At 52.3% G+C, this 12,209-nt stretch carries 7 protein-coding genes; 1 reads left to right on the top strand and 6 read right to left on the bottom strand.

Going from position 1 to position 12,209, the window contains the following annotated elements:
- Nucleotides 1-22: 22 nt before the first annotated feature.
- The 4 genes from FOA19_RS10015 to FOA19_RS10000 all read right to left on the bottom strand — a co-directional run bounded on the left by FOA19_RS10015 (nt 23) and on the right by FOA19_RS10000 (nt 8,203).
- The gene (locus FOA19_RS10015; protein WP_149090699.1) at nt 23-2,476 is read right to left on the bottom strand and encodes an outer membrane beta-barrel family protein; all 2,454 of its coding nucleotides are present in this window, start codon (nt 2,474-2,476) and stop codon (nt 23-25) included.
- Nucleotides 2,477-3,045: 569 nt separating this feature from the next.
- Nucleotides 3,046-5,262 (bottom strand): acylase, encoded by a 2,217-nt coding sequence (locus FOA19_RS10010; RefSeq protein WP_149090698.1) that lies wholly within the window; start codon nt 5,260-5,262, stop codon nt 3,046-3,048.
- Nucleotides 5,263-5,638: 376 nt separating this feature from the next.
- Nucleotides 5,639-6,967, bottom strand: coding sequence for a patatin-like phospholipase family protein (locus tag FOA19_RS10005; protein WP_190300355.1), 1,329 nt, complete (start codon nt 6,965-6,967; stop codon nt 5,639-5,641).
- A gap of 204 nt (nt 6,968-7,171) precedes the next feature.
- Complete coding sequence (locus FOA19_RS10000) at nt 7,172-8,203, bottom strand: spore photoproduct lyase family protein (RefSeq protein WP_149090696.1); 1,032 nt, start codon at nt 8,201-8,203, stop codon at nt 7,172-7,174.
- A 207-nt stretch (nt 8,204-8,410) separates the two neighbouring features.
- On the opposite strand from FOA19_RS10000, the gene FOA19_RS09995 reads away from it, so the two are divergent.
- On the top strand, nt 8,411-9,490 hold the full coding sequence (locus tag FOA19_RS09995) for a spore photoproduct lyase family protein (RefSeq protein WP_149090695.1): 1,080 nt from the start codon (nt 8,411-8,413) through the stop codon (nt 9,488-9,490).
- Between the two features lie 359 nt (nt 9,491-9,849).
- Here FOA19_RS09995 and FOA19_RS09990 read toward each other — a convergent pair whose 3' ends face one another.
- Both FOA19_RS09990 and FOA19_RS09985 read right to left on the bottom strand, forming a co-directional pair.
- Nucleotides 9,850-10,545 (bottom strand): LytR/AlgR family response regulator transcription factor, encoded by a 696-nt coding sequence (locus FOA19_RS09990; RefSeq protein WP_223808825.1) that lies wholly within the window; start codon nt 10,543-10,545, stop codon nt 9,850-9,852.
- Between the two features lie 15 nt (nt 10,546-10,560).
- Complete coding sequence (locus FOA19_RS09985; RefSeq protein ID WP_149090694.1) at nt 10,561-12,081, bottom strand: sensor histidine kinase; 1,521 nt, start codon at nt 12,079-12,081, stop codon at nt 10,561-10,563.
- Between the last annotated feature and the right edge of the window lie 128 nt (nt 12,082-12,209).

Raw genomic sequence — 12,209 nt, 5'->3', positions numbered from 1 at the left:
AAACCTTTCTATTGAATGGCATTTAGTTTTTGGCCCGTTTCCGCTCTTCCTCAGAACTGGTCTCGCGGCGGGTGGCGACTTTCATTTTCCGGTTCCCGAAGTTGCGCGAGTACGTGAGTCGCACAATGCGGGGATCGGAGAAAACGCCGCTGAAACTGGAGTACAGGTTCAACTCCTTTACATCGGATAAAAGCTTAAACCGGTCGGTCCAGAAAATATCGTTTATTGATAACCTAAAAACGCCTTTCTCATCGGGTAGTTCTTTCTGGACTCCCGCATTGAGAGAACCGAAGGGATTGATGTAGGAGATCCCAAACGGTGTGCGGGTTTGGTAAGAGCCGGAGACTTCCGCCGTAAAACTTTTGGGCAGCTTGAAAGTTTGGTTCAGGTTCACGTTGGCGAAACCGCTGTTGAGGGTAATCTCTTTGCCGTCGTAAAGGCCGGTGTTGTTTATCCAGGTGGCCAAGAAATTGCTCTGGATTTGCCACCAACCCGTTGGGTTGAAAGGCAGCGACAACGTGAGGGAGTAATTACGGCGGTGCTTGAGGTTTTCGGCCCGGGCATACTGTTTGTTTGTGGCCGAATCCAGGTGCATTTGCCAATCAATTATGGGTGTATGATCATAACTGTAGCCCAAGGTTACCAGGAACCTGTCATGGAAACGGTAGGTGGTCTGCAGGGCATCGGTGATGGTGGGCTTCAGGTTGGTGTTGCCAGACAGAAACGTATTGGGGTCAATAAAGTAGACGAAGGGCGCCAGGTTATCATAGGTGGGGCGCATGATCCGGCGGCTGTAAGACACTTGCAGACTGCTCTTTTTGGTCAGGTCCCGGGACACGAAAATACTGGGGAAGAGATTGCCGTAGCGACGGTTCACGATGGGCGTTCCCTCAATAGTGCTCAGGTCTGTATGGGTATATTCATAGCGCAGGCCCGTCTGAAGTTTCACTTTGAAAGGCAGTAGGTGCGAGAAATTCACGTAGGCCGCCCCAATGTCTTCCAGCATGCGGATGTGCTGGCTGAACTCAGCATTGGGCGTCCAGACCCCGTCCCGGTTGTCCTGTACCGCCACTTCGTTCTCCAGTTCAGATAGCGTGGCCTTGAGCCCGGCTTCCAGGGTAGTGTTTTCACTTAGTTTGTTCCGGTAATCGGCTTTGCTCACCCACAGGTGGATGGGCGTAGTTTTCTCCATGGTGAGCTTCTCTTCCCGTACTTCGGCAGGGGAATAAAAGGTGTAGGCATTGGTGTATTCATGCGGATTTCTGTCGTGGTAGAACAGGAGATCGGTATCCAGGCTGAACTCCTGGGTTTGAGTCAGCTTGTGGTTAAAACTCAGGTTCCCCATAATGTGGCGCCAATGGTTTTCCTCCACGTGGGTAGACCGCACACCTGATTCTAAGACTCCGTTCCTTAACGTCTGCGAGGCTCCCCTTTCTTCTTTGGGCCCGGTTGACCATCTGTCACTGAATCCCGAAACCAACCCGCTTAGAGTAGTCTTGCCCGAAAATGTATAATCAAATCCTACGCGGGCCGTATGGTTGGTAGTCACTGGTTCGCGCCGGTTCACACTGCTGGTCTGGAGAATCTCACCTTCATATGAAACCTGCCGGGTGTTCTTTATCCGGTTGTAGGAATGATCCCGGAAAAAGGAATAATCGGTGTAGAGGTTTAGTTTTTCAGTGCGGTGGTTCAGGTTGAAGGTGCCAGACGGTTTTTCATACCAGCCGTAGCCCAGGGTGAGCGAATAGGCCCCGTTGGTTCCAAAGTTCTCATTCTTTTTCAGGACCAGGTTGATGATGCCGGCATTCCCTTCGGCATCGTATTGGGCCGAGGGCGTGGTGATGATCTCTATTTTCTCGATGTTGCCCGCGTTCATGCCGCCCAGCATCTGGATTAGGGCCGAGATAGGCACCCGGTTCTGTTTCCCGTTGATCATCACGATCACCCCGTCCTTCCCGGCAATGCTCATGGTACTGCTCTGCCGATTCACGGTAATGCCCGGAGAACGTTCCAGCACCTCCAGCGCCGTAGCCCCCGCAGATACAATACTGCCCTGCACATTCACCACCAGCCGGTCCAGTTGCTGCTCAAACAAAGGCTTCTGCCCCACCACTTTCACCTCCTTCAAGGCTGTGCTGCCCCCAGACAGAACCAGGTTGACTTCTTTTGACCCGTTTTCAGAAAAAGGCACCGAAAACGCCGGACTGAAGGATTTCCCGTACCCCACCATGGAAGCGGCCACCCGGTATTGCCCTGCCTTAACGTTCTCAAACACGTACGTACCGTTTTCCCTGGCCAGCATGCCTTTAATCAATACCGAGTCCGTGCCGTTGAGCAGCAACACATTGGCAAAAGGCATCGGCTCGGCGGCCCTCTCCCCCACTTTCCCTGAGATGGAGAACTGCCCCAAAGCCGAGTGGCCCATCAGCAGAAAGGTCAGCAAAATGACCCAACATGACTTGTTTGATTGTTCCATAGATAAGCTTCCTGAAATCCTCTGCAGGAATTGATTTCAAATACCAGGGACAGTTTATCTGAGGCCGAAGCACTCCATTAGGGATGGGCGATTGGAACTCTGTAGAGAACTATAAGGATGGGGGGAAGCCTGATGAAAGTACTGTGACAACTGTTTCTCAGAAACGCATGCTCCCCAGAACAGAGACCACAGAAAACAAGGACAAGGAGGCCGTTGCTTTTTGCCAGGTAGCCAAACTCATTATCGGCAAAAACGAAAACGTATCATTTACTATATTAAAGTTAACATAATTTCAAAGATCTTCTACTCTGATTGGGAAAAAGATGAGCGTCAACTTCAAGAATTAATAACCTCATGATCAAAGGATAATAATCAATTACAAGTCTAGTTTTAAGGCAAATCTGGTTTGTCCCACAGCCTTATCTTTGATTAGCCAGGAAGGTCTGGGTTTGTAAGGGAATTTCGGCTGCCTGGACCTAAAACCAAAAGGCCTATCCGGTTGGAGAGGCCTTTTAAGTTGATATCCCGTTTATGAGCCATTTTTCTCAAAACGGCTCATAAACAGATTCTTACTTGGTTAAGATTGGTTTCTGGCCCGGATGGTAGGTGGCTTCAGCGCGTTTCTCTACGTCTTCGCGGTAATAGGCGACGTCTTTGAACTGGACATCGGCGTAGCGCTGGGCTTGGTCGGAGAAATGCGGGGATTTAGGGTCGCCGCTCTGGCCGCCAGCCAACAGGGTTTTGGCCTTCACCTTGTCACCGAACTCCACCACCGCCACAAAACTGTTGCCCAGAGTACCGTACAGGCGTTTGGTGTTGTAAGCGCTGGACCCGAAGGAGGCCAATGCTCCCCAGTTCCCCGAGGCCATGCCCACCGGAATGCTGGGCGCCGCGTCATTGAAGGGCTGCTTGATGTCGCCAGTTAAACGTTGATACCGGTTGATCTCGCCCCAAGGTGTTCTCCAGGTCCCGAAGTCCTTTTGCACTTGCGCTACGGTCTGGGAGAAAATCTCCAGGCGCTCTTTCTCGGGAGCAGTGTTGGCGTAATAGGAAATGCGGTCAATCAAACTCAGTCCCTGCGGCGCGCTGCCGTTCTTGAACAGGTTGGTCGCGTAAAAATGCGCCAGGGACATGGGCACGGATTCTTTGGACACCGCGTAATCCCAGTTGCGCATCACGTCTATGGCTTCCTTCAGCTTGGGGTCGATTGGTTTCTGGACATCGTAGGCTTTCACCAGGCCCGGGATCAACACCTCAAACGCCGGCAGGTACGGGTCATACGCCAGTTTGATGAGTTTGTCCAGGGTAAGGTCATTGGCTTTCTTCAACAGCCGAACCGCGTGGATGCCCCTGAAATTCTCCGGCGACTGCCCCATGTACACGGGGTAGTTTTCTTTTTTGGGGCTGTATTCGCCGGCGCTGGTGAACGGCGTGGAATTGCAGTTCTGAATCCAGCCGTTGGCCGGGTTGGTGACAATGATGGTTTCCTCCAGCGGGTGGATTCCCTGCCAGTCGGTTTTGGGGTTTGAGCCGTCCACGGGTTTGGTGTAGTCAAAGGCTGCATCGCGGCGCGGAAAGAAGTTGCCGTGGTAGTAGGCAATGTTTCCGTCGGCATCGGCGTAAACAGTGCCGTTGGAGGAGTTCGTCCTGATCTTCATCATCTCGTTGAACTCCTTCAGGTTGCTTTTCTTCGTGCGGGTGTAGGATTGGGTCAGCGCCTCCACAGGTTTCCACATGAGGGCCGTGGCTACCCATTTGTCGCCGTTCTGGTGCGTGATGGGTCCGTGGTGTGTCCGGAAAGTGGTAAAGGTTTTCTCTTTCACCTCGCGGCCGTCTTTGTAGGCCAGGGTCACTTTTGACGAGGTCACCGGCCGCTTCTCCTTGCCGTACTGGTAGAACAATTTGCCGTTCTCCTTCACTATGGTTTCTTCAAACTCGTCTACCACATCGGCGTAGGCTGAGGTATGCATCCAGCCAGTTTTCTCGTTGAAGCCCTGGTAGATGAAGAACTGCCCCCAGGTCACGGCACCGTAGGCATTAAGGCCTTCCTCGCTCACCGCGTGGACTTCACCCCGAAAGAAGAAAGACGTGTGCGGATTGATCAGCAGCATGGCCTTACCGGAGGCGGTGTGCTTGCCCGAGATGGTGAAGCCGTTGGAGCCTTTCGGTTCGGCCAACAAGGCCGGATGTTCCAGTCCATCGCCGTAGCTGTTGTAGCCCAGTGATTTGTTTGACTCGTAGAACGCCTTAATGCGGGCGGTGGACACGCTTTCAATATCGCCGCCAATGGAGCCTTCAGAAAAGTACATGGGCATCCAGGGCTCAAAACGGGTGAGCAGTTTGGGTTTCACCTCGGGGTGCGTGTGCAGGTAATAGTTAATGCCATCGGCGAAGGCGTTGCAGAGGGTCTTGAGCCAGGCCGGACTTTTCTCATAGTTCCGGATGGCTTCCTCTTGGGCCATGTACAAACGGGCCCGCAGATCGCTGTAGAGCATCTCCTCTCCTTCCACCTCGGCCAACCGGCCGATAGCCCACAGGTAGTTGCGCTCCACCCGGTTGAAGTCATCCTCGCACTGCGCGTACAGCAACCCGAACACCGCATCGGCATCGGTTTTGCCGTAGATGTGCGGCACCCCGAAATCATCGCGGATGATAGTCACGCGGGCGGCCTGCTGCTCCCATTTCTCTACCTGTTTACCTGAAACGGCCTTCTCGCTGGAGGCGCAGGAGAAAAGCAGGGAAATGAAAAGGAATACCAGGGCTGTATTCTTTCTGAAGTAATGCATGGGCTGTTAGATGGTGGAATAGACTGATGCCCAATTTAGCCTCTTTTGCTGAAAATGCCCACAAAACGCCGCCGCCGGATGCAAATTGGAGTGCAGAGATTTTACCCTATTTGCTATTTAACTCAAGTTGCGCTTCGCAGAAACTGGACAAATCCATAACGCTCCTTTACCCACCCCTACCCCTCCGAGTAGGGGAATCTTAAATGCGTTACAAATATATTATTCGGTTTAATCTTACTGTATCTGGTATTCCCCTCCTCGGAGGGGCAGGGGTGGGTTAATTTTCATCCTCGGCAGTGACTCACAACTTGGGTTATTTATAGCTTTGCGAAGGTTAAAGGCTTGCGTTTCAGGGCTATTTTGTCAAAACGTTGGTTCAGGCGCTAGTCTCCTGTGAAGAATCTGGGCCTGGATGATCTTTCAGATCACCATGGATCAAGGCTTTGGTATTGGCCTTCGCTAGCATGTTGTCGGATTTCTGTTTCAGGGCTACCATGGTTTGCCGCAGTTCCTTGTATTTGGGCCAATCAAACCTGATGAGGAAATCGGCGGCGCCTTTCACCCCTAGTTCAAACAAGCGGAGTTTCTGCGCATCGGGCATCCGGAAGTCAAACCAGGTAAATTCGTCGGTATCCAGAAAGGCCACCAGGTGCCGGTAGTCTGGGTTACGGGCAATGAAGTCATAGTCGTGCACGTGGCGGGCCGAGTCAAAGATGGCACCCACCAGGTTGGACACCGTTTTAATGCGCCTGGGTTCATCACGATCCACGCCTAGTTGCACCCCGAAGGTAGGCGCCTGCGGGACCTTGTTCTGGTTGTGGAAAAGGTCTATAGGGAAGTTGGAGTTGATGCCGCCGTCTATGAAAAAGACTTCTTCCGGCACGTTGCCGGTGTAGCCTACTTTGTTCCATCTGTCCAGTGCCGCCAATCCCTTGGGCAGGTTTCTCACCACAAACGGCTGAAAAAACAAAGGAATGGACATGGAGGCCCGCACGAAATCTGCCGGGTTCACCTGGCTGGGGTTTGCCCAATACAAATCGGCCATGGCCGGGAAATCCACCTTGGTCTGGGTTGTGACATCGGCGGCCACCAGGGCCAGCCGGCCCGCGGAATCTGAGACATAGGGTGTGCCGTCACGGTGGATAAGGCGTTCGTTGCCCTGCATCCTGAGCGCCTCTAGTTTGCCCCAGGTGTCTACCTGTTTCATCTTCAGCTGCACCGATAGCCATTCATGGAAATGCCGGCCCGGGTTCAATCCGAAGTCATTGCGCAGGTTGTCTATGATTTGGGCGCCTTTCCAGGTGAGTTTCACCAGGCCGCTGCCTTCTACCCAAGCCTCAATAAAGTCTCGGGCGTCTGAGTCGCCGTCTACAAAGTCATAGAAGTTTTTACCGGCCAGAACCTGCAGAATCCAATCGCTGGCCGCTTGGTTTTTGGGTCCGGACGCCGCCATCAAGAGGGCGTTGATAGATCCCGCAGAAGTACCGCCCAGCCGCAGAAACCTGATGCCCATCTGCTCCAGCACATACACGTATCCTACCAAAGCAATACCCAGCATGCCGCCGCCTTCCATGACCAGGTCCACGTACTGGTGCCCCTCCCCGTCTACCACGTCTGAAAAGGTTTTCCCGGCCACCCGCTCGCGCAGTTGGGTCAAGGTAGACTGCACCAGTCCATTCTCTGTTGTAAACTGCTCAATCCTCATGTTGAAAATGGTTTGGTGAAAGGTATAGGGTCTTTTGCTGGAATCAGGGGCGTGATTCACAGATGGAATGATGCGTCTGTTGCTGAATCTAATATAAAGACCTGCAATGACTTATCTAAGCCTCTGACTAATGAAACGAAGGATTAAAAAAGCCTCTGCTCCCAAGAGGGCGGAACAGAGGCTTAGGCGTTTAAGGACTGTTTTTTAGAAAATGTACCTGATCTGGCACCACGGAATCACTTCCTGCTGCAGCTTCTTGAATTCAGCTATCCATTGGGCCTTTAGCTGGTATTGGTAACGCACATTGATGCCGCCAAACTGGCTCTGCTTGGTCTCCTGGATAGCCGGCGCCCAGATCATGTTCTCGGCTTTAGGGTTGATGGACAGGTTAATCTCGTGCTGCCACTGGTTGTGCGTGAGAAAGATCACCTCGCAGCTCATGGTCTCCTTCAGCTTGGGAGGAACCACCTCATTCAACTGCTCAAACAACTCGCGGTAATCCTCCAGCCAGCCTTCATACACAATCACCGGCGAGAAATTCACGTGCACGTCATAACCGGCCTGGTAGAAGTCGGTGATGGCGGCCAGACGCTTGGCCAGGCTATCGGTGCGCACGTCTACCAACTTGCTTACCTTCTGGGGCAGCAGGCTGAACCTGATGCGGGTCTTGCCCTGCGGGTCATAATCCAGCATCTGTGGGTTCACAAACTTGGTGGCGAAAGTGGCGAACGCTTTGGGATGGTCTCGGAAGAACCGAATCGCCGTCTCCACGCCATCAGAGATAGAAGCATCCACCGACACGTCTGAATTACACCCGATGTCATAGGTATAGAACTGGGCATGCGTTTGGTTCGGGACTTTGGGCCAGGGCTGCTTTTGCACGTGCTTGTTCACGGCCGACAGAATCTCCTCGGTGTTGGTAAACAGCGTGATGGGGTTCACGGTCTTGTTGCGGTCTACGTAGCAATAGGCACAAGCGCCCAGACAACCATTGGCCAGGCTAGGCGCGATGAAATCTGAGCTGCGGCCGCTCTCCCGGCACAGCAACGTTTTCAGGCGGCCCAGCACCAACACATCTGACTTCACCTGGTAATGGTTTCCCTCCAAAGCCGGCAAGCGGTTATGCTGCGCAATGGCCTGCGGCACCGCGTCTGGGTAGGTGAGCAAAGCCTTCTGCCCGCGGTCATTCAGGGCATCGGGGGTGTAGAGAATGGTAGATGGATTGAATTTCTGCATACCCTTTTAGAACAGCCAAAACAATGGTCTGGTTCAGGAAAATATATTTATAAAATATTGATTTACAATTACTTACAAACTAATTACAGGCTTAAAATATGAATCAAAGCGGGTAGGTTGATGTTAGTTCTATAGCAGCAGAGAAGCCTTTTTATGGTAGTGTGCTGCCCCTAGAATTACCCCTTACTTCAGCTAGAAAATACATACATGGAAGCAGTTCAGGAGATTGTAAACCCCAAAGCGGAGATCCGCTCTAAAATATGGATGCCCAAGCAAGTACTTATCACCCCGGCCGCGTTGGACGAGCCCTGGGGCAGGCAGATTTACGAGCGGGTGCAGGCCCTGGGCTTGCCGGTGCAGGAGTTAAAGCAGAACCGGCTGACGGGTTTGCGCGGCGAAGACGAGCGGGAAACGTACCGCAAGGCCAAAAGCACTTTGGCCATTGTCACGGCCCCACCCAGCGCTTTGAAACTGCAACCCATTCCTCCCTCCGCCGATTACCAGTTTCACCTGGCCGAAGGCTGTCCTGCCCACTGCCAGTATTGCTATTTGGCGGGTAGTTTGCAGGGTCCGCCCGTGATCAGGACCTTCGCTAACCTGCCTACCATTCTCAACAACCTGGTGAACTACCGCAACCCCAACCAGGTAACCACCTTTGAGGCGAGCTGCTACACAGATCCGCTGGGCATTGAGCACCTCACCGGCAGCCTGGCCGAGACCATCCGTTTCTTCGGAGAGCAGGAGAACATGCACCTGCGCTGGGTTTCTAAGTTTGACCAGGTAGACGGCCTACTCAACCTTCCGCACAACGGCCACACCCAACCCCGCATCAGCCTCAACACCGATTTCATCTCTCGTCGCATGGAAGGTGGTACCGCCTCTATGGAGGCCCGGTTAGCCGCCATCCGCAAGTTGGCATTACCGCAGGCCCAAGGCGGTGGAGGTTACAAAGTAGGCCTGGTCATCGCCCCCATCATGCCCGTGCCGGACTGGGAAGAGCAGTACACCTATTTACTTGACCGGCTGGAGCAGACCCTGAATTTCCCCTGTGAGTTCACTTTTGAGTTGATCAGCCACCGGTTCACGCCGGGCTCCAAGGCGCTCTTGCAGGAATGGTACCCCAACACCATCATTGACTTTGACGAGAGCAACCGTTCCCTCAAGTACAACAAGTTCGGGGGCAAGAAGTACGTCTACAATGCCGCCACCATGACCATGCTGCGCAGCTTCTTCTACAGCGAACTCAAAAGACGCTTCCCTGAGGCTCCCATTCTTTATTGGACCTAAGCCGAAGTATTTATTTTAGAAAACAAAAAGCCGGTGAGAGAACTCTTACCGGCTTTTTGTTTTCGTCTTATGCACGCATTCCGTCCCCCTTTGAAGGGGGTAGGGGGATGATTTCTTCTGCTGAAGAATGCATTCCATATTGTAGGGGCAATCCCTTGTGGTTGCCCTTTTGCTGTGAAACACTGTAATGGGCAACCACAAGGGATTGCCCCTACATATTGGGAATGTCAGAATCTGCACGAGTGGTCATCCCCCTACCCCCTTTAAAGGGGGACGAAATGCGTTAACAAACACCATCAACACTTCAGTCAGTTTTGGAGTTGTTTTCTGAAAAAGAGGCTAAAACGGCCATACCTATTTTACCGGCTTAGGTAAGCAGTGAGGCTTTGGCGGAAGGCTTCGCTGAGGGGGATGGTTTTGTGATTGATGGTGACCTGGTGCCTTTCCACTTTGTCAATCTTGTTCACGGCCACCACGAAAGACCGGTGCACCCGCACGAATTTATCAGGGGGCAGCAGGTTGATGGCTTCTATGAAGGTGCTGCGCGAGAGGATGCTTTTCTCTTTGGTAGCGAAAGTGACGTAGTTGCCAGTGGCCTCCAGGTACAGGATGTCCTCAAAGAAAACCTTGATCTGCTCGTAGCCGGTTTTGATGTAGAGGTGGTCCGTGGTTTCGGAGGCGTTTCTGAAATTATGGAGCTCAAACGCCTTGTTGCAGCCCTTGAGGAACCGTGACAAAGAGAACGGCTTGAGCAGGTAATCCACGGCATCCATCTCAAAGGAGGTCACGGCGTGCTCTGAGTAGGCGGTGGTGAAAATGAGCAGCGGCTTTTTGCTCAGCGAATTGAAAAAATCGATGCCCGAGATATCGGGCATCTTTATGTCCAGGAACAGTAAGTCAATGCTCTCCTTCTGCAGGTACTCCAGGGCTTTGAAGGCATCGGTGAACTCGGCTTTCAGGTCCAGGAACGGCACCTTTGAGGCGTGCGATCGCACAATCTCCAGCGCTATGGGTTCATCGTCAATGGCAATGGCTTTCATAGTAGAAGTGGACATAAAGGTTTTAACGAACTAGGCTACCTGCAGGGTAAGATGCACAAAAAATTCTTTCCCTGTTTCCCGGATGATGAGTTCGTGCCGCCCCGGGTACAGCAACTGCAGACGCTGCCGCACGTTCACCAGCCCGATGCCGCTTTTGTCTTTCTCCGGATCGGTGCCCTGCTTGTCATGCTTGCTGTTGTGCACGTCAAAGTACAGGGTCTTCTCTTTCACCTCCAGCGTGATGTTGATGTGCGAAGGCTCCCGGAAACTGATGCCGTGCTTGAAGGCATTCTCCACGAACGGAATAAGCAGCATGGGCGATATCTGGATGGGGCAAATAGGTTGCTCTATCTGAGCCGTGATGCGTACGCTGGGGCTTTCATCGGTGCGGAGGCGCTGGAAGCTGATATAGTTCTCCAGGTACTCCACTTCGCGCACCAGCGATATTCTTTCCTGCAGATTCTCCTGCAGCATGAAGCGCATCATGTTGCCCAGCCTTTCCACGCCCTCGCTCGTGCGCTCGGCGTTTTCCTGGATGGCAGTGCCGTAGATCGTATTCAACGCGTTGAACAGAAAATGCGGGTTGATCTGTGAGCGCAGGAAGTCAAAGTTGGCGGTTGACTGTCCCAGTTCCTGCTTCAGTACGTGGATCTCGGCGTGACCCTGCATCTGGCGCTTGAACAGTACCCAGGAAACAGGTACCGTGATGAGTAACTGAAAGAAAACATTGAAAATTGCTATAATGAAGGCAAACTCATTATCCTGGACATTAGTCTGTACCAGAAGCAGCGCCAGAAACCCAATGGGAACGATGGAGGCAATCAGTACCAGAACTGCTTTTCCCAAATACGCTCTGAAGGGTTTCTTTTTAGGCAGAGATTTAGGAATAAGGGCATAAAACGAGTAGCAGTAAAGCAGGATACTACTGGGCCCCACAATGCCCCAACCCAAAATAAACTCCCCTTCGGCATCCACTACCATCAAGAGGAACATACTGATCATCCAGATCACAAAAGCGGCCAGGCCGTCGCGGGTGATGAGGCGGTATTTAGATTGGATAGCCTCTGAGCTGGACAGCAGGTATAGCCCCACATACTTGATGAAGGCGTAAAACCCGATGAGCAACAGCAACCGGAAGGCGTAGAAATAGCTGTCCTGGAAAAAAGCCTGGTACGCATCATCCTCAGTAGGGTACCGGTTAAAGAGATAGTTTTTAGAGTAGGTATTCGTGATGCCAAACACCATCCCGGCCAACAGAAAGAGCCCCACAACAATAATGATATTCTTAACCAAACTCTCTTTATCCATAAGTTGGGGAATGACTTTGAAATTGAGGAGCAGGAAACCCAGGTAAAGCAGCATGTAGCGAATGAGCCTCGGGAAGAAATAGTCCTGGTAATAGTAAAACGGAATTCCCGCCTCATCAAACCGATGCTGGTCTGGCCCGTGGGAAATGGTGGTCAGGAAGAAAACCGCAAAGACGAAGATGGTAGTGGCGCCCCAAAACTCTACTCTTTTGAGGTACGAAGGATTATTGACGAGGTCGTTCATGGCTCAGGATTTTAAAACAATGATAGGGCAATGCCCGATTGGAAAATAAAAAAAGTGACGAGTGCCGCCGAAAATGTGATGAAAGCCGTTGACGGGGCAAGGGAGTATCAGCTTAAGAAGGAAAATGC

The organism is Rufibacter hautae, assembly GCF_008271695.1.
In the GTDB taxonomy this organism is placed as follows: Bacteria; Bacteroidota; Bacteroidia; order Cytophagales; family Hymenobacteraceae; genus Nibribacter; species Nibribacter hautae.
This window is presented reverse-complemented; position numbering and strand designations above follow the sequence as displayed.

Excerpts from the sequence above, each read along its gene's own strand:
- FOA19_RS09985 (WP_149090694.1), bottom strand. The coding sequence starts at position 12,081 with ATGAACGACCTCGTCAATAATCCTTCGTACCTCAAAAGAGTAGAGTTT.
- FOA19_RS10010 (WP_149090698.1), bottom strand. The coding sequence starts at position 5,262 with ATGCATTACTTCAGAAAGAATACAGCCCTGGTATTCCTTTTCATTTCC.
- FOA19_RS10005 (WP_190300355.1), bottom strand. The coding sequence starts at position 6,967 with ATGAGGATTGAGCAGTTTACAACAGAGAATGGACTGGTGCAGTCTACC.
- FOA19_RS10015 (WP_149090699.1), bottom strand. The coding sequence starts at position 2,476 with ATGGAACAATCAAACAAGTCATGTTGGGTCATTTTGCTGACCTTTCTG.
- FOA19_RS09990 (WP_223808825.1), bottom strand. The coding sequence starts at position 10,545 with ATGTCCACTTCTACTATGAAAGCCATTGCCATTGACGATGAACCCATA.
- FOA19_RS09995 (WP_149090695.1), top strand. The coding sequence starts at position 8,411 with ATGGAAGCAGTTCAGGAGATTGTAAACCCCAAAGCGGAGATCCGCTCT.
- FOA19_RS10000 (WP_149090696.1), bottom strand. The coding sequence starts at position 8,203 with ATGCAGAAATTCAATCCATCTACCATTCTCTACACCCCCGATGCCCTG.